Raw genomic sequence first — 20,208 nt, forward strand, 5'->3', positions numbered from 1 at the left:
GGTTTATATAATCCCGAGGCCGGCGGCGGGATGGAAGGTTCTCCCTTGACAAAAAAATCCGCATCGGGTACAATGAAACCGAAGGGCGAGGCAGGGCGCTTAAGCATTGCATAGATTGCTCTACCCAATCCCGAGGCCGGCGGCGGGATGGAAGGTTCTCCCTTGACAAAAAAATCCGCATCGGGTACAATGAAGCCGAAGGGCGAGGCAGGGCGCTTAAGCATTGCATAAATTGCTTTTGCTTCCTGCCCAGCGCCTAACCTTCACCATCAATTATAACATACTTTTTCCCAAAAATCCCAATTTCAATCCGCCGCGCGGAACCGAGAAGGCACAGACTGGTGCCTCGGGCTGACGGAGAACCTCCCTACTGCAAGGCGGCCAGCCTGAGAAAAGACGGAGAGGGGGAGATTCGAACTCCCGGAGCCCTTGCGGACTCATCTGATTTCAAGTCAGACGCAATCGACCACTCTGCCACCTCTCCAGTGCGGCTAAACTTATTTTAACCCGAGAATCGGCCAAGTGGCGCAATAAATTGAAAAAATCTGTAAGGCTTAAGCCAACTGCACCACAGCCTCAGCCGGATCGCAATAGAGAACTTCCTCAGAAACGATGTGGAAATGCTCGTCCACCCAAACCAAAGCAGCGCGCCTTACCACACCCTGATGCAATTCCACCAGGGAAAAATTCCGCAACTTGTGGGTGTCGGTTTGCACGATACGCGGGACGCGAGCCGCGTTAAGATAAACGGTACGGTCTTCGCAGACATGGAGAGATTTTCGCAATTGTTGTTTCGTATGGCGCAGGGTGTGGTGCATGTGACCGAAAGTCACCAGGGGGATGGTTTTGCCTAAAGCACGAGATTGGCCGATCGCCCGCCCAAAGTCCGGATCGCCAAAGTCACCGCCCAGAGGTTTCCAGTCGCGCCCGCAGGGGTCTTCCGGGCGATCGCCCAACCCACTCGGTCCATTATGCCCCAGAAAAATCAAGGTATCGAACTGCGCCGCTTCCACCGCCTGCATGATTTGCGCCGTAGACTCAGCAAAATTATTGACCCGGTAGCGATCGCGATAGAAATCCGCATACTTCCATTCCGGGCCGCCCCAACTAAACGGACGAGTCCCCACCACAGTCAGCCCCAGATCGGGAAAATCCAACTTGCCATATCCCACATGGGTCTCGCCGAGCAAATCTAACTGTTCGTTTACCCAGTCTTCCGAGGCGCGATCGTAGGGACAGTGGTTGCGTCCCCAAGGAGTGGCAGTGTACCAGGCGTCGTGGTTGCCTAAAGCCACCGCCTTGGGCAGATCCAAAGCCGCGATCGCCCGCACGATCGGCACCGACTCATTGCCAAAATCCCCCACCAACAGCACCAAATCCACCCCCAAATGCTTCAGCGCCTCCTCATCAGCCGCCTCCCACTGTTCGTGAACGTCACCCACCACCGCGATCGTTATCCCAGTTTTCCGATACTTCTGATTGCTCATGCCTCTCTCTATTGCCGACCTTATCCAGCATAGGCAATAAACGCCCCCGGCAACATTGCCCCCCAAAAATTTCTAATCTTCAACCCGCAATTTTCCCTCAAGAATTCTTAACTTTCAATTCTCCACCCCCTGTCATTTTTGGTAAAAAGCACTATAATTAAACTAGAGAACCCTAGAAAATTCGAGATTAGGTCACCGCCAACTGTGTTTACTGCTACATTACTTCCCCGAGATTCTACCAAAACCCCAGCCATCCCCGACGACCTGTTCGAGGCCATCAACCAGCTCAAAAAAGACCTCAACGCCGTAATTTTGGCTCACTACTACCAAGACCCAGACATCCAAGACATTGCCGACTATATCGGCGACTCCCTCGGACTGTCCCGCCAAGCCGCCAACACCAACGCCGATGTCATCGTCTTTGCCGGCGTTCACTTCATGGCCGAAACTGCCAAAATCCTCAATCCCCACAAACAAGTATTGCTACCCGACCTAGAAGCCGGCTGCTCCCTCGCCGATAGCTGCCCGCCCGATGCCTTTGCCGAATTTAAAGCCGCCCATCCAGACCATCTGGTGATTTCCTATATCAACTGTTCGGCGCGCATCAAGGCCATGAGCGACATCATCTGCACCAGTTCCAATGCCGTTAAAATTGTCAGCGCCATCCCCGAAGACCAACCCATTATTTTTGCCCCAGACCGCAACCTCGGTCGCTACGTCATGGAACAAACCGGGCGCGACTTAGTGCTGTGGGAAGGAAGCTGCATCGTCCACGAAAACTTTTCTGAGAAAAAAATCGTCCAACTGCAAATCGAACATCCCGACGCCCAAATCCTCGCTCACCCCGAGTGCGAACCCCCGGTACTCCGTCACGCCAATTATATTGGCTCCACCAGTGCCTTGCTCAAATACGCCCAATCCAGTTCTACCGATTCGTTCATCGTCGCCACCGAACCGGGCATCATCCACCAAATGCAAAAGCAAACCCCCAACAAGCGCTTTATCCCCGCACCGCCCATGAATAGCTGTGCCTGCAACGAGTGCCCTCACATGCGGCTCAATACCCTAGAAAAGCTCTATCTGGCCATGAAAAATCGCGCTCCAGAAATTACTTTACCAGAAGATATCCGCATTGCCGCCCTCAAACCCATTCAACGGATGCTGGAAATGAGCGCTTAACACCGCCTCATCTCATGTGCGCCCGCATCCATGTAAAATAAAACACTCCGCGTCAGCTTTGCTATGCCCGTAGGGCTATCGGCGGACGAAAGTTTCCCTCGGCGCGATTTCAATCCCCCGCTTCCATTGTCCCTTTAATTCCCTAAATCGTCCTGGATTGTCACTCCCATAAAACGAATGTCAGGTGGGCATTTCCCACCCTACATCTACTCCCATAAAACGAATGTAAGGTGGGCATTTCCCACCCTACATCAGAGTGATGCGATAATTGTGGCAGAAACAAAGCGGTTTATTGGGCGAGAAATTCCTTCAGTCTTTGAGTGAGGGTTTCGACTAATTTTTCATCGCTGCTTAAGCCCGTTTCTGCTTCTTTTTGGATGCGGCTGACCGCCTCTGGGGGCAAATCGAGCAACTCGACTAATTTTTGATACGCTTGAGCTTCTTCGGTGTTAATTTTCGGTTCATCAGGGGTGCGCGAACTCGACGCAATGACTTGATAGCCCAGATGCAGCACCAATTCTCGTTCCGCTTGGCTTTGGAGTTTGGGAACTAACTCTTCAAGCGGAATGTTTTGCATCATGTACTCTTTCAATTCTTGTTTGAGTTGTTCTTGTTGTTCGCTGCTGTTGGCAAATAAGTCGCTAAAGCGATGCAGCATTAAATCGACTTCTTCTGTTGCCAATTCGCCATCAGCCCAAGCCATCGCCGTGACCACTCGCAGTAAATTCATCTGACGGGGGGTAATCGAGGGCGGGGGTGGGGGTTGAATTGCCATAGGTTTTTTCTCCGCAGTGGATAGACAGTTGCTACTACCCTAACAGGCGATCGCTCCCCTCTTCCGCCGCCACCCTAGCGGGGGGTTAACTTTTAACTCGAGATAAAGACCCGCCCAGCCATCCGCGAAACAGGTTTTCTTGGCTGGCGGTGGGCTTTTGCAGGGCCACCACTTGATACTGGGTGGGACGAGGTTCCCCCAAGGTGACTGGGTAAGTCTGCAGTTGCTCGTGATGAAACACCGTCACTTGAATGCGCTCTGCGGGTTGGTAATCTTTCAGCCGCTCGTTTAAATCGTCGGCGGTGACGCGCAACCCGTCAATGGCGAGCAATTCATCCTCCGGGTCGATACCGACTTGGTGCGCCGGAGATCCGGTTTCGACGAATTTAATCGCCGCTTTGCCGTTTTCGGTTTTCACGCTCAAGCCGAGAAATGGCACCGCATCTTGGCCATTGTTGGAGGCTTGCAGTTTTAAACCAAAGGGGGCGAGGTATTTATCGAAGGGTAATTCGGTGGTTCCGTGGATGTATTGGGCGTAGAAGTCGGTTAAATCTTCCTCCGCGACGGATTCGAGAACCTCTTTCAAGTCGTCGTCGCTAAAGCCGATTTCTTGTTGGCCAAAGCGCTGCCACATTTGGCGCATCACGTCATCGAGCGATCGCTGATTTTTATGGCGGGCGCGGATTCGCAGATCCAGCAATAAGGAGACCATTTCTCCTTTCAGGTAATAGGAAATTTGGCTGTTATCGCTGTTGGCATCCCGGCGATAAAGCTTGATCCAGGCATCCCAACTCGACTCGCTCACCGGTTGAATTTGTCGCCCGGGGGTATTCTGCAACCGATTGACATCTTTGCTCAATCCTTGCAGGAAATTTTTGGCGTCGTAAATGCCAGCGCGCAGGGGAATTATCAGGTCATAGTAACTGGTGGTGCCTTCGCAAAACCACAAAGCACTGATGTAGCTTTCTCCCTCGTAGTCAAACTCTTCCAGGGGTTTGGGGCGGATGCGCTTGATATTCCACAAATGGAAGAATTCATGGGCCACCAGTTGCATGAAGCGGTTGTATTTTTCGGGGGCGCGAAACCCGAGGCGGGGATAGTTGAGGGAACAACTATTTTTGTGTTCTAAGCCGCCATATCCTTGGGAAGACAGATGCAGGATAAATAAATAGCGATCGTAGGGGAGACCCTCAAACAGTTGGCTCTCCACCTGAATGATTTTTTCGGTATCGGAAATGATGCGATCGGGTTTGGCGTTCCCTTGTCCCCAGATGGCGAGTTCGTGGGATTTCCCCTCCACCTCGAAGAAATGGGAGTCATGGGTGCCGATTTCAAAAGGGCTATCCACCAGGGTATCGAAATCTTCCGCTAGGAAGGTGTTGGAGCGCTGTTTCACGGCGCTCAAGCCAGTGCTGACGTGCCATTCCGGGTTGGGCGGGATAATTTGCACTTCGATGGGGCTGCGTTCAAACCCGGGGACATAGAAAAATAACGCCGCCCCGTTAAAGTAGCCGTGGGTGGCATCCAGATGATTGGTTCGCACCGTTAGCTCGTTGGCATAGATGCGATAGCGCACGATGATTTCGGAAATGCCGGGGGTGTCGATTTGCCAGTGGTTTTTGCTGACTTTGCGCCAGGACAGCGATCGCTCGTCTGGGTCGCAGGCGGAAAATTCCTGCAGGTGCTTGGCATATTCGCGCACTAAATAAGACCCGGGGGTCCATACGGGCATTTTTAAGTCCAATACGGACTCTTGCCATCCGCGCAGGCGCAGCATCACGTCAAACAAGTGGGTTTGAGGTTCTCTCATGGCCACTTGATAGTAAAGTTGGGGGGCGATCGCGGGTTTGGCGATCCCGGGCATCGTCGTCGCTTCAGTCATGGGATAAATACTTGCTTCGGGTGTTCGGCTACTGGATCTGTCAGGTTAAACATGTCCCGCAAGATGGGTCAATTGCTTGAGATTGACTAAATACATCGCTTCGTTGCCTTCATCAATCTCTACCCACCCCTTGCTTTGCAGTTTTTCCATGATTTTGGTGGTCTCTTCGACCCCAATATCGGTGACATCGGCCAAGTCTTTATAGGGAATGTTATAAATCTCGGATCCCTTCTCGGTGGATTGGCCATAATTTTCCGCTAAGGACACCAGGGTATTGGCTAGCTTCACGGCAGGGGGACGCTTTCGCAGTTGAAACCGCACATTGGTCTGTCGCAGTCGTCTGACCATCAGTTGCAACATCCGGTGATGCAACTGGGCGTCTTTAAATAAGGTTTGAATAAACCGTTGCGCGGATACGCTCAAAAGCTGCACCGGGGACAGGGCAATCACATCCGTCGATCGGGGGGATTCATCTAAGATTGCCATTTCGCCAAAAAAATCTCCGCGACCGAGAATCGCGAGGGTGACGACGTTGTCCCCATACAGGCGGCGGACTTTCACCCAGCCACTGACCACAAAGTAAACGGCATTGCCCCAGGCATCTTCCATCAAGACGGCTCTGCCTGCTGGATACTCGTGCTCGACCGCAACGGACAACAGCCATTCCAATGTCTCTGGGTTGGCGGCACTAAATAGCGGAAAAAGCTCACTAAAGGCTTCGGTCTGCATGAAAGATATTCAGGTTAGGGAATAAGGATAGGTATTATAGGACAGCCGCTGGATACGCGGGCTGATACGAACAAGATCCGAATTTTTTCTATTTTTGATGTTTCAAAGGCTAAGCGCATTTCAGTGGGTTGGTTTTGGGCTGGCTGGCGGATAAAACATGGATTTTATTCCTCCATTAGCAGATTGCCACACAACAACTCTTTTGGCACGCGGAAAAGATGCTTGGAGTTTTCCGATCTGCAACTGTTCTGATTTTACCTGCTTTCTCGACCCTTTGGCTGCACTCCACTCTCCCTCGGGCGATCGCTATCCCCCCCTCGCTTTCCGTGATTCTTGCTTCTGGATCCACTACCTCCCCGGGTTTTTCCCCCTCCTGATACACTCCATCTGCCGTTCATTGTTTCACGTTTTGACTGGGTTGCTACTTTTTGCCCCGAGATTCTACTCACCCCCTTTTCCCCCGATGCACGCAGGAATTGCGCTTCTCGGCCAATCCCTCTTTGCCTCGATTTTCCCTCCACCCTCTGCACCGACTCACGATTCTTTATTAATTATCCCTAATTCTTTATTGTTAATCCCAAATTGATAATCACTGACAATGAATGTTTCGCTCCCATAACTTAATATTTTTTTACTTGACTTAATCACTATTGAGCTATATAGTAGAACCAGAAGCTTTGGAAGGCGATCGCGGATCCCAAGCCAGAGGATCCGGGAACCGATTCAAAAGCGATCGCTCTCGAGAATCGACTGTCAACCTTTAATCTTTAACGACCTATGCTATTTCGCCAATTATTTGATTACGACACTTGGACATACACCTATTTAATTGCCGATGAGTCTACAAAAGAGGCCGTATTGGTGGATCCGGTACTGGAGAAAGTAGAACGCGATCGCCAGCTCATCGCTGAATTGGGACTCACCCTGCGCTACGGTCTCGAAACCCATATCCACGCCGACCACATCACCGGCACCGGCAAGTTGCGCGAACTCACCGACTGTGTGGGCGTAGTTCCGGAAAATGCGGAAGCCGCTTGCGCGGACCGCCACATCAAAGATGGGGAAACCTTGCAAATCGGTTCGATTCCCATCAAAGCCATCGCCACCCCGGGTCATACTGACTCCCACATGGCCTTTTTGGTGAATAACGACCGGGTATTGACCGGCGATGCTTTATTTATCCGAGGCTGCGGGCGAACCGATTTTCAAAGTGGCGATCCTGGAACGATGTACGATGTCATCACCCAAAAAATCTTCACCTTGCCGGATGAAACCTTAGTGTATCCGGGTCACGATTATCGCGGTCATACGGTGTCCACCATCGGCGAAGAGAAGCGCTGGAATCCCCGGTTTGTGAATGTGGATAGCCCGGGAACCCTGCGCGATCGCAACAGCTTCATCGAACTGATGAACAACCTCAACCTGCCCGATCCGAAAAAGATTATGGAAGCGGTTCCGGCGAACCAACAGTGCGGTCAAACCGTAGGCGCTTCTCAGTAACGGGAGGTTTTTCCTCCGACCCCCAACCTTTCCGCGATCGCAACTGCTAGCATTTCTTTGATTAGGCTCGAGAAAACTCTCGCTATCCGAGGAAAGGTTGGGGAATTTTTTCGCGTCAGAATCGATAAGAATAAAATAATGATGAGTTGGATTATCGGTCATATTTTTGCTGCATTAATTGGAGTCAGCCTCGGTTTAATTGGCGGAGGGGGTTCGATTCTGGCCGTCCCGATTTTAGTGTACGTGATGGGCGTCGAACCAAAAAGCGCGATCGCCATGAGTTTGGCGATCGTCGGAACCGTGAGCTTATTGGGCGTGATTCCCCACTGGAAACTGGGCAACGTCAATCTGAAAAAAGCCGCCATCTTTGGTTCCGCAACGATGGTAGGCGCGTATGGCGGTGCCCGCCTCGCCAACATGCCCTTTATCTCCGGCACAATGCAACTGCTGCTCTTTGCCGTGCTGATGCTGGTAGCGGCAGGATTTATGATTCGCAAAGGCTCCAAACCTCCCGCCCCGAAAACCACACAAAGTGAGGTCACGAATCACCCGGATAGCGAAAGTACACTCACAAAATCCTCCGACTCCGCGAACGATGCGGTGCAGCTAGGGCTGCTGCTGGCGGAAGGTTTAGGCGTGGGAATTCTCACCGGATTGGTGGGAGTGGGCGGCGGATTCGCGATCGTTCCCGCCCTAGTGTTACTCGGCAAAACCCCAATGAAAGAAGCCGTAGGCACCTCCCTGGTGATTATCGTCGCCAACTCCGTCACCGCCTTTCTCGGCTATCTACAAAGTGATATTCCCTTAAATTGGCAATTAATAGCCTCTTTTATTGTCGCCGCCAGTTTGGGAATTGCCGGAGGCGCATATATCAGCCGCTTCGTCCAAGCCAAACAGCTACAAAAATGGTTCGGCTTTTTCTTGTTAGCAATGGCTGCATTTATTTTGTTCCAAAATAGAAGCGCCTTTACTCGTCCCACCAAAGCAGAAGTCGTCAATCGAACCGCAAAGTGGGAATTAACAACTCAGAATGCACCATTCACTTCGAAGCGATCGTCGGGTGTGTGACCCCCGCCATTCAATTCCGGGAACCGACTCAACGCCGGGGGTAAAGCAACCGTAGGGTGTGTGACCCCCGCCATTCAATTGGTGGAACCGACACTTCATAAACGCCGGGGGTCACGCACCGACTTTAACAAATCAAGAATAAAGAATTGTTAATTAATAATTAACAATTAAAAATCAAGAATTAATAATTTTTTCAAACAGGAATTTTTTTGATTTTCCCCTATCCCTTTTCCCAACTGGGTTTGGACGGGTGGGGGATGAAATTGGGGGGAGAAGAGCGATCGCGCGATCGCGGAAAAAGGGAATAAAGCGGTGTGGCTAAAATCCGTCATCAAAAACAGATACAGTCAAGGGAAGACAAAAGACCCGCTTTGCAAACCGAGACTGACTGTGATGAACGCACAACCCAGGGATCTACCTGCACAATGCCAGATTCGACCGGCGCGCGATCGCGATATGTGGGCGATTCGCATCTTAGTGCTCTGCGCCCTACTGGATCCGACCCAATTACATTGGCAAAACTTTATCGCGATCGAATGCGAGGGAAAAATCGTCGCTTGCGGACAGTTGCGGCGATTTTCCGGAAGCCAAGAATTGGGAAGCATGGTGGTGGCGAGATCGTGGCGCGATCGCGGGTTGGGGTCAGCATTAGTCAAAGCGCTGATTCGCCAATCCAGCGAACCGCTTTATCTCGAATGCATGGGATGGTTAGTAGAGTTTTATCGGAAATTTGGGTTTGTGGAAGTCCCTTGGGAATCTTTACCCAAACCGCTAAAAACCAAATTTGCCGTGGGACAACTCGGATCGAAAGTATTGCCCCTCGGCGTCACCATCATGCAGTATCAACCGCTACCATAAAATAATTTTTGGTGGTTCCACTGCGACCCTCAAAGTCCCGTAAATTCAGTCCAATCGGGAACTTTCGACACCCCGATCCAGATTGCCCGTCATTTTTCCCTCGACAGAACCGAGAATCTGAGTTTTAATAGGCTTATTTGGCCAAAAGGCCGGGGAACATCCGTTCCTGACCCCCATCAGGGTGTGAGTATTGCGATATAAACTAGACAGACCGCTAGCTTTCTGAGTCAAACACCAATAATTTCCCTGATTAATGAAGGAACAACAAACTGCAAACCCACCGGCGATCGGCCTGCTGACAGCGATCGCCATTGTGGTCGCCAACACCATCGGGACCGGCGTATTCACGAGTTTGGGCTTTCAAACCGTGGATATTAAATCCGGTTTTTCCTTACTATTTTTATGGTTTGTGGGGGGTATTTTTGCCCTGTGTGGCGCACTTTGCTATGGAGAATTAGGTGCCGCCATGCCCCGATCTGGCGGCGAATATCACTTTCTTTCCAAGATTTACCATCCCGCGATCGGCTTTTTATCCGGATGGGTCTCCATTACCGTTGGATTTGCCGCCCCGATCGCCGCTGCAGCAATGGCCTTCGGGCAATATTCCTCCAGCATCCTTTCCTTTATAGAACCCAAAGCCATCGCCCCGATCGTCGTGATTTTGATTTCGCTAATTCACATGCGAAATGTCAAAGTTGGCAGCTACTTTCAAGATAGTTTAACCCTGTTAAAAGTGCTGCTGATTGTCGCCCTGATTGTCTGTGGGTTCCTATTAGCCACTCCCCAAGAGATTGGATTTTTGCCATCCGGGGAAGATCTGCCGCTAATCTTCAGCGCCCCCTTTGCCATTTCCTTAGTCTACGTCACCTATTCCTACTCCGGCTGGAATGCGTCGATTTACCTAGCCAGTGAAGTCAAACAACCGGAGAAAAATATTCCCCGATCGCTATTATTGGGGACAATTATCGTCATGGTACTCTACCTGCTGCTTAACTTTATTTTTCTCTACAGTACCCCGATTGACAAACTCGCCGGAGAATTAGAAGTTGGAGCAATCGCCGCCGCTGCAATTTTTGGCGAATCCGGGGGAAAACTGATGAGCTTTTTAATTGCCTTCGGTTTGATTTCTTCCATTAGTTCGATGGTCTGGGCCGGCCCGCGCGTCACCCAAGCGATCGGCGAAGATATCTCCTTCTTTCAACCCCTCGCCAAGAAAAATAGCAGTGGCATTCCTCATTATGCCATTCTCTTGCAACTGGGAATCGTGTTAGTGCTGACGATTACTTCTACCTTTGAAGCCGTGATTGCCTTTCTCGGCTTTACCCTAACTTTATCTTCCTTCCTCACCGTTTTGGGCGTGTTTGTTTCGCGGATTAAATATCCCGATATTCCCCGACCCTATAAAACCTGGGGATATCCCATCACCCCGCTCATTTTCCTCGGGATTAGCCTGTGGATTTTGGTATTTCTGTTCATGGGCAAACCACAAGAATCCCTCGCCGGATTGGCTATCATTGGTTTGGGGTTTCCCCTGTACCTTTTCGCCTCCAAAAAGAAACGGTTTTCTTCAGATTACTAACGCTTTTCCTTGCCTTTCAGTCACTTAGCAGATAAATTCCATGAACAAAAAAACTTCCCTGTCTGTGTTATTGGCGATCGCAACCCTGTTGCTTGGGGTTCAATCTTGCGCCACGAATAATGAAGCGCAAGTCAGCGCAGAAAACACCCCCGTCAGTTCCCCAACCGCCGAGGTGAGCGAAACCCCCGAAACGCAAGCGCAAACCCCCGAAACATCCGCAGACCCCCTGGCGGAATTCGACATGGAAAAAGCCGCCCTATTAACCGATACGGCGAAGCTGTTAGCGGGGATGGAAGTAGACGACAACAGCGCGATCGCCTCCGTACAAGATACCCGCGCTTGGAACGACTATGCCTATGCATTAAACACCTCCTGGGAACAACTGGAAGCTCAACAAATTTCTAAAGTCAGAAAATGGGCCGCCAGCGAACTCAAATCCATTAATGCCACATCCCCACCGATTTTTTACCCCTTTAGCGGACCGGATTTCTTGTATGGCTATTCTCTATTCCCCGAAGGGCGGGAATTTGTCATGGTAGGTCTCGAACCGGTGGGAGATATTCCTAACTTGCAAAATCTTTCCCCGGGGCAATTAAATAGCAAATTGCAAAACGTCAATCAATCCCTCTATGCCATTTTGCAATTTAGCTTTTTCCGCACCAAAGATATGGCGGTGGATTTGGCAGACAAAGGGGTTTTGCCAATTTTATTCGTTTTTATGGCGCGGACGAACAATCAAATCTTAGATGTAAATTATGTGGGGTTGGATAAAGAGGCGAAAATTCAAATTTTGGACAATGGAGAAAATACCCAAGGGATGATTCCCGGGGTGAAAATTTCCTTTTTGCCAGAAGGAGCATCCGAACCGCGCACGGTGTATTATTTCTCCACAGATTTATCGGATGAAGGATTACAGAAAACGCCGGAATTCAGCGAGTTTGTCCGGCAAATGGGTACGCCTGTCACCTATCTGAAGGCGGCATCTTATCTGATGCACTACGATAGTTTTTCCACAATTCGCAATCTGATTTTCGACCAAAGCAGTCACGTGCTGCAGGATGATTCGGGCATTCCCCTGCGCTATTTTGATGAGCAAAAGTGGGATTTGACGTTTTATGGCACCTACATCCAGCCTATCGAGTTGTTTGCCAATATGTATCAGCCGAAATTGCGTCAAGTCTATCAAAACAATTCAAATATTAAGGGGTTGAATTTTGGTATCGGCTACAAATACTATAATGACTCGAATTTGATGCTGGCGACCAAAGAGGATAGCGCGTCGCAACCGTAAGTTTGGGCGACATTCACCCCTCAGTTGATGGGGTAAAGGGGGGTGTGCTTTCTTTATCCCACCCGGCGTTTCCAGCATCGCTTGGGAACGCCATTTTCAACCTTATTGCTCTTTATTTCATGCAAAAGGGGCGGTTTTACTGTCCCAACGTCAAAGAAATATTATAAAATAGGGACACTGATTTGAAGGAAAGGCTTTAATGTCCTCCATGACCCCGGCAGAATTCGAGTATTTAATTCGCAAAACCATCACCTATCTGGATTTCCACAGTGACGATACGGCTAGGGAACTGGTGGCGGAGTGGCAGCAAGTGTTTTTGCAGATCCAGCAGATGAAACGGCGTGGGAACCGAGGGGCTTCCCCCCAGCAGGGCGATCGCTCCCACTAAATTCACACCAAGAATATCACAATACCTAACCTCCAGGAACATTTTCCGGGAAAACCCTCCTGTTTCGGCACCCCCACAAACTATACATACACATCAGGTAAAGCAATCAGAGGGCGAAGGGGAGGGTGCCCCTGCCGAACCCCCGAGATTAACGCTTCTCAATTTTCAATTCTCAATTTTCAATTCTTAATTTTTCTTTGCACCCTTTGCAACTCCTTCCAGAGACGGGTAGCGCTCCGGCACCATCCGCCCTAAAATCGATGAAGAAATCAGCAATAGAAGCAGTAATCGTGAGCGATCCAACCCTGGAGAAAATCCTGGACTTAGCAAAACCTCGGGTAGACTCTGCCGAAGTGTACTACGTTTCGAGCCAAGACACCCCGATCGAATTTGAAAACAACCGCCTCAAATCACTGCAAACCAAAGCCCTGCAGGGGGTTGCACTGCGAGTGATTTGCAATGGCAAAATCGGCTTTGCCAGTTCCACAGACTTAACGCGCCTAGAAGACTTGGTAGACGCCGCCGTGGAAACCGCCAAAATCGGCGACACGGCAGAATTCGAGTTTGCCAGCAACCTGCGCGTTTCTGAACCGCCGAGCACCTACCGCCCTCCCACCAGCGAAGAATTAGTGGATCTCGGGCGATTCCAAATCGAGCAAGTTCATGCCTACAACAGCGATATTCTGGTGGATATCAGCTTTCACGTTCGCAGTGGCATCGTGAAAATTGCCACCAGCAACGATGTCTATGCCAAGCGCAGCAGCCAAATTCTCAGTGCCAGTATTGGCGGAAATCTGGTCAAAGGGGAAGACTTCCTGCAAATTTATAGCTATGATGTCGCCCGCGATCGCACCCCAAATTACGATCGCCTCGTCGCCGATCTGCTGCAAAAATACCAACAAGCAGAACGACAAGCGACTATCCCCAACGGCTCATATCCGGTTCTATTTACCCCCAGGGCCGCCACCAGCACCCTCCTGAGTCTGTTCGATATCATCCTCTCCGGGCAAGTGGTAGTCCAAAAAGCCTCTCCCCTAGCGGATAAAGTGGGGGAAAAAGTCTTTGACGATCGCCTCACCCTCTACGAAGACCCCAGCAAAGGACCCTCTGCGTGCAATTTTGACGATGAAGGCACCCCCACCAGCGAGCAAGTCCTCATCGATCGCGGCACCGTACAAGGATTTTACTGGGATCGGCGTTGGGCCGCCCGGGCGGGAGTCCAATCCACCGGCAACGGATTTCGCGGCGGATTGTCCCGCCCCGGCCCAGATCTGGTCAATCTGTGCATGAATCCGGGCAACACCTCCACCCAAGACCTGATCGCCTCCATGAAAGAAGGACTGATTGTCGAACAAGTCCTCGGCGCGGGTCAATCCAACCAACTCGCCGGCGAATTTTCCGTCAATCTCGACTTGGGTTACAAAGTCGAAAATGGCGAAATTGTCGGTCGCGTCAAAAATACAATGGTGGCCGGCAGTATTTTTGAGGCATTCAATAATTTAGTCGATTTGGGAAATCAACCCGAATGGGTGGGCGGCGGTGCCTATCTGCCCAGTCTCCAATTCGCCCAACTCGGTGTTTCCTCGCGCGCATAACTCTCGCCGACTTCACATCCCCCAGCTTCCCCAGGTCTCGATTCCGGGGTCTGGCATTGCCCGGGTGTGCCTAGGGGGGTGTAAATTGTAAAAAAAAGCTGAACTTAGCCGTTGAGAATTAAGAAAATCTTTAGACTTTTGCCGCACTTCTTAATTCTCAATTCATACATTTTATTTCGGAGGCATTTGTGAAATCAGCAGTGTTAGCAATGAGTCAAGTCGGAGGTGCCTTTTGGGGGCAAATTTGCCATGCCTGGGGGCGATCGCGCCGCTGGATAATTCTCCTGTTGGTGCCTCTCCTGCTCACCGGTTGTGTAGACTATGATGTGGGCATCAATTTCGAGAGTCAGACCCACGGGGAAATCGTCCAGCATATCCAAATCTCAGAACGACTGAAGGCATTTAGTAGTTCCACTTCCGAGGCATGGTTAGACAGCATCCGGCGTCGCACCCGGCAGTTGCGCGGGAAGGTCAAGCGAATCTCGGAGCGCGAAATCGCCGTGACGATTCCGTTTAATAATGGCGAGGAACTGGTGGAGAAATTTAATCAATTTTTTAACCCAGTGGAGCAGAAAAAAGCGCGATCGCAACCGGATAGCTTGGGGGAATTTCCACAAATTTCCTCCAAGATGAGCTTGCAGCAGAAAAACTTTTTGCTGGCGATTTACAATCAGCTCAGCTATGATTTGGATTTGCGATCGCTCGGGGCAATTTCTTCCAGTGGCAGCGTGTTAGTCAGTCCCGGTGCCCTGCTCAACCTCAACTTTGCCTTAAACACCCCTTGGGGCGCTAAAACCCTTTCCTCATCTGGGGAAACCCTCGCCCCAGAAATTGGCGATGGGGGACGCCAACTGCGCTGGAAGCTGCACCCGGGAGAACTCAACCATCTGGAAGTAGGGTTTTGGGTGCCCAGTCCCATCGGGATTGGGGCGCTACTCATTAGCTTGCTGGTTGCATTTGGCATTTTTGTCAAAGACTTGCTTTTCCCTTTGTTAGGGATTGGCAAAAAACGCCCCCGCCCCACCCCCCCATCCCAAGCGGAAACCGGGAATTTGGGCAGTTAACTCCCTCGGTGGCAAAACCTTGCAACTTAACCTGAAATCCGCCACCCGTTCCTCGGGGTGGGGATATCAGGGAGGGGATTGACCCCCACGCCCTGAGTGGGTTTAACTGCGCCATCGCCCAAGGGTTTTCCCTATCCTATCGGACGGGTATCCTAAAAGAAGGGAATCAACCGGAACGGCAAGGAGCCACAAACAACCACCAACAAAGGGGCGGCGATGTCAGGGTGCAGCACAACGCCAAAGAACCGCTCGGCAAGAGTGAGGGGTCTGACCCCCTCATCAGGGGAAGAGGAGAAAAAACGGTTTGCGATCGAGCCTCAACAAAGGGGGTAACACTCGCTCGCCGATTAGATTTAGCTGAAAAAATAAGCTAAAGTTGTATTAGAGAGTTGAGCCTCATTCAGGTGGTTTCTTAACGTATTGAATTCGCCAGCAGTTAGGAAATCCTTGTCCGCGCTGTTGTCATTCAACCCTGTCCATCTGAGATAAGTTTCAACGTAAAAAAGGACTGGAGAGTAAATATGTCTGAAAATAATAGTCCTGTCCCGACCATTCTAGCCGTAGATGATAGTGTCGTGATGCAAGATCTGGTCAAGCGCGCCCTCGATAAGGATTATCGGGTCCTCGTGGCAGATAATGCAGTGGATGCACTGTCGATGATTTATCACGAGCAGGTGGCCATTTTATTACTGGATGTTTCCATGCCTGGAATTGACGGTTTAGAGCTTTGTCGCACGGTGCGGAATATCCCTCAATTTCAGGAGTTACCGATTATCATGCTGACGGCAAGGGATGGGCTGTTTGATAAAGTCCAAGGGCGTCTCGCGGGAGCCACTGAATATTTAACAAAACCTTTTGACGCCAATCAATTACGGCAGGTGGTGGGAAATTTTATCGATTCGCCGCAGCATTCTGAAGTGAAAGAGTAATCGAATGGCAGGCGGCATGTTTATCTGCGCCCATTGTCCCCACCATCGGTGGCGGTGCATTCAGGGGCGTGCTCTGATTGGTCAGGAAATTGTTGGGCGATCGCCGATGAAATTAAACCTTTGCATTATACAGCAATTCTTAACAAATTGGCGTCAAGTAAATAAAAATTAATAAAAGGCAAACAAACGTAAAGAAATGGCTCGCAGGATGTCGAGGCAATCGGTTGGGCTATGGTTGTAAAGTGTTGCCATAAAGGGGCAAAATAAAAAAAGCGGCGATCGCGGCGTTGGGCATCACAGCCAGCGCAAAAGCCCTTGCAGACATGCTCCGATAAAATCGGAGGGCAAAATAACAACATGCCGCCTATCCCCAGAAAAGATGAGCTATTGTCTCAATCCCCAGTGTCATCATCCCCGCAATCCCCTCAAAAGCCGCATCTGTCAAACTTGCGGTGCCAGTCTGCTGCTCAAAGAGCGCTACCGCGCCATCAAACCCATTGCCCGAGGCGGATTTGGTAAAACCTATTTAGCGGTGGACGAAGATCGACTGAATACGGTGTGCGTCATCAAGCAATTTTTACCGAAACTGCAAGGTACCGCTGCCTCCCGACAAGCAACCCTGCACAAAGCGATCGAGCTATTCAATCAAGAAGCGCTGCGACTGTACGAACTGGGCGTTCACCCCCAAATTCCCTCCCTGCTGGCTTCTTTCGAGCAAGACAAACGCCTGTATTTAGTGCAAGAATTTATCGATGGCAAAACCTTGTGGCACGACCTGAAAGAGCGAGGCGCGTTTGCCCCGAGCGAGATTTTGGCACTGCTGCGCGATATCTTGCCAGTGTTGGCATTTGTGCATCAAAAAAAGGTAGTTCACCGGGATATTACCCCCGCCAACATCCTGCGGCGCAAGGAAGATGGCTTCCTGGTGTTGATTGATTTCGGAGTGGCGAAACAACTGAGCCAAACCTCCTTGGCAAAAACCGGGACGAAAGTGGGCACTGCAAGTTATGCGCCCATCGAACAACTCCGCAGCGGGAAAGCCTATCCGGCGAGCGATCTGTATAGTTTGGGCGTGACTTGCATTCATTTGCTCACCGCCGTGAAACCCGATGCCCTGTTCGATCCGCTCAAGGGCTGTATTTGGCGCGAGTATCTGAAAAGTCGGGGTCGAGATATTAGCGATCGCTTCGGGGATGTGTTGGATCGGATGATTGCCGATCGCGTCACCGATCGCTATCAAAGCGCTGAGGCGGTATTGCAAGATTTGGCCGCCGTGGGCGTTTCTCCCACCCAGACGAGCAATGCAACTACGCCGCCTCCCCCAGGCAAACCCCCGGCATCCCCCCCCATCACCACCCCCAGCAGTGCCTCCCCCATGCCCTCCCGACCCCCGCGCACCGGCGATCGCCCCCACTCCGCTAGCCGCCTGGATCCTTGCTTGCGAACCCTCACCGGTCATGGGAGTTGGGTGACTTGTCTGGCGATCGACCCCAGAGGTCAGCTCCTCGCCAGTGGCAGTCTCGACGATACCATCGCTATCTGGAACTTTCGCACCGGCGAGCAACTTCGCACCTGGCGCGGACACTCGAAATCCATTAACGCTCTCGCCATCAGTCCCGACAGCACCCTACTCGCCAGTTGCAGCGACGACGACACCATCGCCCTGTGGCACCTCAAGCGCGGCACCCGACTCGCGACCTTCGAGGAGCATTTACGCGATGTGAATGCGGTGGCGTTTACTCCCCAAGGGAATTTGTTAATTAGCGGATCGGAAGACCGCACGATCAAACTCTGGCCCCTGGGCGATCGCTCCCCCGAAGCACCCTCCCCCTCCTCCTACACCCTCTCCGGGCGCTCTGGCATGATTAAGGCGATCGCCACCAACGGCACCCACCTCGTCAGCGGCGGACTCGACAAAACCATCCATGTTTGGGACATAGTATCTCGTCAAGTGCGATACAATCTATCCGGCCACTTTCAAGCCGTCAATACCCTCGCCATCAGTCCCGACGGTACCCTACTCGCCAGTGGCAGTAAAGACAAAACCATTAAACTCTGGAACCTCTCCACCGGCACCTTGCTCTCTACCCTTTCCAGTCACCTCGATTCCGTCAACTCCCTCGCCTTCAGTCCCGATGGCAAAACCCTCGTCAGTGGGAGCAGCGACCAAACCCTCAAACTCTGGCAACTCCACCCCAGCACACCCCACAGTGCTACCCTGCAAACCACCTTAACCGGACATTTCGGCGCAGTTAATGCAGTTCTGTTTACCCCCAGTGGTAAAATGGTCGTCAGCGGCAGTTGGGACGAAACCATTAAAATTTGGCGCGTGGGACGATAAAAATGGAGACTTGAGAATTGAGAATTACCACAATTGTTCAATCTTAAGCGTGATGTTTATCGCCGATTTATCGGATACAATAGAAAAATAATATCATGTCCGCTGTCCAGACAACTCAACTTGTAGAGACGCCATTCATCGCGTCTCTACCGGTATTTCGCCGCCCCTCCTCCGGACCCCATATAATATCCCGCCTTAACCAGCTATTATTGAAAATCCCGATATAACCTCTTAACGCTGACTCGTTCATTTCATCTGATTATGACCTATTGTCTCAATCCCCACTGTCCCAATCCACCCAATCCCGAAGGAACGAAATTTTGCCTCAGTTGCGGTGCGAAATTAACCTTGCGAAGCCGTTACCGTGCTGTGGAACTCATCGGACAGGGAGGAATGGGACGCACTTTTTTAGGCATCGATGAAGACCGACTGAACGCCTCTTGCGCCATCAAACAATTTTTCCCCGCAATTCAAGCCACCACCGCTTTAGCAAAAGCCACAGAACTATTTAAGCGCGAAGCAGAGCAACTGCTGCAATTGGGAGAACACCCGCAAATTCCCAGCCTTTATGCGTATTTCGAACAAGAGAAACGCTGGTATTTGGTGCAGGAATTTATCGATGGGGTGAATTTGTTAGAAGAATTAAAACAACAGGGGACATTTGACGAAGCCAAGATGCGGGCATTGTTGGGAGATGTATTGCCAATTTTGCAGTTTATTCACCAGCGACAGGTAGTGCATCGGGATATCAAACCGGAGAATATTTTGCGTCGCCGTCGGGATGGGAAACTGGTGCTGGTGGATTTTGGCGTGGCGAAACAAGGGAGTGGCACCCAACTAGCGCAAACCGGCACCCGGGCGGGAACCCAAGGGTATGCCCCGATGGAACAACTGCGGGGAGGTCAGGCATATCCGGCGAGCGATTTATATAGTTTGGGGGTGACTTGCGTGCAATTACTGACGGGGAAAATGCCCGAGGATTTGTACGATTCGATGGAGGCGCAGTGGGTGTGGAAAGCACAATTGCAGAAACAGGGGCGGGCGGTGAGCGCCCAGTTCGCTGCAGTTTTGGATAAAATGCTGCAAGAACTGGTGCGCGATCGCTTTTCTTCGGCGACGGAGGTTTTGCAGGCGCTTGCTGATGGGGCGATCGCACCACAAACCCCCTCGAAAGCACCCGGATCGAACAAGCCGGCGATCGCGCCTGCGCCACCGCCCGCCCAACCCACACCCAAAACCGTCGCGCAACCGGGTTCTTTTGATGCGATCGCCGCAGATTTAGCAGAAATCAAAAGTCAGTTTACCCCGGGAAACGCGCCCCCACCCGCCAAACCCCAATCCGGGAAAACCACAACCCCCTCCCCGGCGAAACCCTCGGGGTTCGATGCGCTTGAAGCGGAATTAGAATCGTTAAAATCCGAATATGGAGAGTCGAATTCAGAGTAATTGGGGGCGATCGCGCCAAATTCCCGGTGTACGACTGCTTAAAATTGAAACCCCTACCGCCTTGGATTTACTGACGACGTTCGACATATTGCATTTG

17 protein-coding genes and 1 tRNA gene are annotated in these 20,208 nt (G+C 51.2%); 12 read left to right on the plus strand and 6 right to left on the minus strand.

Annotated elements, in window-relative coordinates:
* The 3 genes from LKK83_RS29835 to LKK83_RS29845 all read right to left on the minus strand — a co-directional run.
* Positions 1 to 224 (minus strand): hypothetical protein (locus tag LKK83_RS29835; protein WP_324635104.1); only part of this gene is annotated, 224 nt, incomplete at its 3' end.
* A gap of 173 nt (positions 225 to 397) precedes the next feature.
* Positions 398 to 484 (minus strand) — tRNA-Ser (locus LKK83_RS29840).
* 70 nt (positions 485 to 554) lie between these two features.
* Positions 555 to 1,487: a TIGR04168 family protein gene (locus LKK83_RS29845; protein ID WP_324635105.1), complete on the minus strand. Its 933-nt coding sequence runs from the start codon at positions 1,485 to 1,487 to the stop codon at positions 555 to 557.
* Between the two features lie 204 nt (positions 1,488 to 1,691).
* Between LKK83_RS29845 and nadA the strand changes: the two genes are divergently transcribed.
* Positions 1,692 to 2,666: a quinolinate synthase NadA gene (gene nadA / locus LKK83_RS29850; protein ID WP_324635106.1), complete on the plus strand. Its 975-nt coding sequence runs from the start codon at positions 1,692 to 1,694 to the stop codon at positions 2,664 to 2,666.
* Positions 2,667 to 2,955: 289 nt separating this feature from the next.
* On the opposite strand, the gene LKK83_RS29855 is transcribed toward nadA, so the two are convergent.
* From LKK83_RS29855 to LKK83_RS29865, 3 genes are all read right to left on the minus strand, one after another.
* A complete protein-coding gene (locus tag LKK83_RS29855; RefSeq protein WP_324635107.1) occupies positions 2,956 to 3,441 on the minus strand; it encodes a tellurite resistance TerB family protein in 486 nt (161 codons plus the stop codon).
* An 85-nt stretch (positions 3,442 to 3,526) separates the two neighbouring features.
* Entirely contained in the window at positions 3,527 to 5,323 is a 1,797-nt protein-coding gene (locus LKK83_RS29860; protein ID WP_324635108.1) for a M61 family metallopeptidase, read from the minus strand.
* Positions 5,324 to 5,368: 45 nt separating this feature from the next.
* Positions 5,369 to 6,052, minus strand: coding sequence for a Crp/Fnr family transcriptional regulator (locus LKK83_RS29865; RefSeq protein WP_324635109.1), 684 nt, complete (start codon positions 6,050 to 6,052; stop codon positions 5,369 to 5,371).
* 777 nt (positions 6,053 to 6,829) lie between these two features.
* Here LKK83_RS29865 and LKK83_RS29870 point away from each other — a divergent pair.
* The 11 genes from LKK83_RS29870 to LKK83_RS29920 all read left to right on the plus strand — a co-directional run bounded on the left by LKK83_RS29870 (position 6,830) and on the right by LKK83_RS29920 (position 20,111).
* Positions 6,830 to 7,552: an MBL fold metallo-hydrolase gene (locus LKK83_RS29870; RefSeq protein ID WP_324635110.1), complete on the plus strand. Its 723-nt coding sequence runs from the start codon at positions 6,830 to 6,832 to the stop codon at positions 7,550 to 7,552.
* A gap of 138 nt (positions 7,553 to 7,690) precedes the next feature.
* A complete protein-coding gene (locus tag LKK83_RS29875; RefSeq protein WP_324635111.1) occupies positions 7,691 to 8,620 on the plus strand; it encodes a sulfite exporter TauE/SafE family protein in 930 nt (309 codons plus the stop codon).
* A 393-nt stretch (positions 8,621 to 9,013) separates the two neighbouring features.
* Positions 9,014 to 9,478, plus strand: coding sequence for a GNAT family N-acetyltransferase (locus tag LKK83_RS29880; protein WP_324635112.1), 465 nt, complete (start codon positions 9,014 to 9,016; stop codon positions 9,476 to 9,478).
* A gap of 253 nt (positions 9,479 to 9,731) precedes the next feature.
* Positions 9,732 to 11,057, plus strand: coding sequence for an APC family permease (locus tag LKK83_RS29885; protein ID WP_324635113.1), 1,326 nt, complete (start codon positions 9,732 to 9,734; stop codon positions 11,055 to 11,057).
* A gap of 40 nt (positions 11,058 to 11,097) precedes the next feature.
* On the plus strand, positions 11,098 to 12,348 hold the full coding sequence (locus tag LKK83_RS29890) for a hypothetical protein (protein ID WP_324635114.1): 1,251 nt from the start codon (positions 11,098 to 11,100) through the stop codon (positions 12,346 to 12,348).
* A gap of 199 nt (positions 12,349 to 12,547) precedes the next feature.
* Positions 12,548 to 12,736, plus strand: a complete 189-nt coding sequence (locus tag LKK83_RS29895) for a hypothetical protein (protein WP_324635115.1) — start codon at positions 12,548 to 12,550, stop codon at positions 12,734 to 12,736.
* A 260-nt stretch (positions 12,737 to 12,996) separates the two neighbouring features.
* A complete protein-coding gene (locus tag LKK83_RS29900) occupies positions 12,997 to 14,331 on the plus strand; it encodes a TldD/PmbA family protein (RefSeq protein ID WP_324635116.1) in 1,335 nt (444 codons plus the stop codon).
* Between the two features lie 209 nt (positions 14,332 to 14,540).
* Positions 14,541 to 15,395, plus strand: coding sequence for a DUF3153 domain-containing protein (locus LKK83_RS29905; protein ID WP_324635117.1), 855 nt, complete (start codon positions 14,541 to 14,543; stop codon positions 15,393 to 15,395).
* Between the two features lie 521 nt (positions 15,396 to 15,916).
* On the plus strand, positions 15,917 to 16,324 hold the full coding sequence (locus tag LKK83_RS29910; RefSeq protein ID WP_324635118.1) for a response regulator: 408 nt from the start codon (positions 15,917 to 15,919) through the stop codon (positions 16,322 to 16,324).
* Between the two features lie 379 nt (positions 16,325 to 16,703).
* A complete protein-coding gene (locus tag LKK83_RS29915) occupies positions 16,704 to 18,665 on the plus strand; it encodes a serine/threonine-protein kinase (RefSeq protein ID WP_324635119.1) in 1,962 nt (653 codons plus the stop codon).
* Between the two features lie 261 nt (positions 18,666 to 18,926).
* Positions 18,927 to 20,111 carry a serine/threonine-protein kinase gene (locus LKK83_RS29920; protein WP_324635120.1) on the plus strand — a complete coding sequence of 395 codons (1,185 nt, stop codon included), beginning with the start codon at positions 18,927 to 18,929 and terminating at the stop codon, positions 20,109 to 20,111.
* Positions 20,112 to 20,208: the final 97 nt, after the last annotated feature.

The sequence above is a fragment of the Phormidium sp. CCY1219 genome (genome assembly GCF_035615515.1).
Classification (GTDB): Bacteria; Cyanobacteriota; Cyanobacteriia; order Cyanobacteriales; family Laspinemataceae; genus CCY1219.

What these genes read in the sequence shown, in the direction of transcription:
- LKK83_RS29845 (WP_324635105.1), bottom strand. Translation starts at nt 1,487, where the DNA reads ATGAGCAATCAGAAGTATCGGAAAACTGGGATAACGATCGCGGTGGTG.
- LKK83_RS29855 (WP_324635107.1), bottom strand. Translation starts at nt 3,441, where the DNA reads ATGGCAATTCAACCCCCACCCCCGCCCTCGATTACCCCCCGTCAGATG.
- LKK83_RS29860 (WP_324635108.1), bottom strand. Translation starts at nt 5,323, where the DNA reads ATGACTGAAGCGACGACGATGCCCGGGATCGCCAAACCCGCGATCGCC.
- LKK83_RS29865 (WP_324635109.1), bottom strand. Translation starts at nt 6,052, where the DNA reads ATGCAGACCGAAGCCTTTAGTGAGCTTTTTCCGCTATTTAGTGCCGCC.
- LKK83_RS29870 (WP_324635110.1), top strand. Translation starts at nt 6,830, where the DNA reads ATGCTATTTCGCCAATTATTTGATTACGACACTTGGACATACACCTAT.
- LKK83_RS29875 (WP_324635111.1), top strand. Translation starts at nt 7,691, where the DNA reads ATGATGAGTTGGATTATCGGTCATATTTTTGCTGCATTAATTGGAGTC.
- LKK83_RS29880 (WP_324635112.1), top strand. Translation starts at nt 9,014, where the DNA reads ATGAACGCACAACCCAGGGATCTACCTGCACAATGCCAGATTCGACCG.
- LKK83_RS29885 (WP_324635113.1), top strand. Translation starts at nt 9,732, where the DNA reads ATGAAGGAACAACAAACTGCAAACCCACCGGCGATCGGCCTGCTGACA.
- LKK83_RS29890 (WP_324635114.1), top strand. Translation starts at nt 11,098, where the DNA reads ATGAACAAAAAAACTTCCCTGTCTGTGTTATTGGCGATCGCAACCCTG.
- LKK83_RS29895 (WP_324635115.1), top strand. Translation starts at nt 12,548, where the DNA reads ATGTCCTCCATGACCCCGGCAGAATTCGAGTATTTAATTCGCAAAACC.
- LKK83_RS29900 (WP_324635116.1), top strand. Translation starts at nt 12,997, where the DNA reads ATGAAGAAATCAGCAATAGAAGCAGTAATCGTGAGCGATCCAACCCTG.
- LKK83_RS29905 (WP_324635117.1), top strand. Translation starts at nt 14,541, where the DNA reads ATGAGTCAAGTCGGAGGTGCCTTTTGGGGGCAAATTTGCCATGCCTGG.
- LKK83_RS29910 (WP_324635118.1), top strand. Translation starts at nt 15,917, where the DNA reads ATGTCTGAAAATAATAGTCCTGTCCCGACCATTCTAGCCGTAGATGAT.
- LKK83_RS29915 (WP_324635119.1), top strand. Translation starts at nt 16,704, where the DNA reads ATGAGCTATTGTCTCAATCCCCAGTGTCATCATCCCCGCAATCCCCTC.
- LKK83_RS29920 (WP_324635120.1), top strand. Translation starts at nt 18,927, where the DNA reads ATGACCTATTGTCTCAATCCCCACTGTCCCAATCCACCCAATCCCGAA.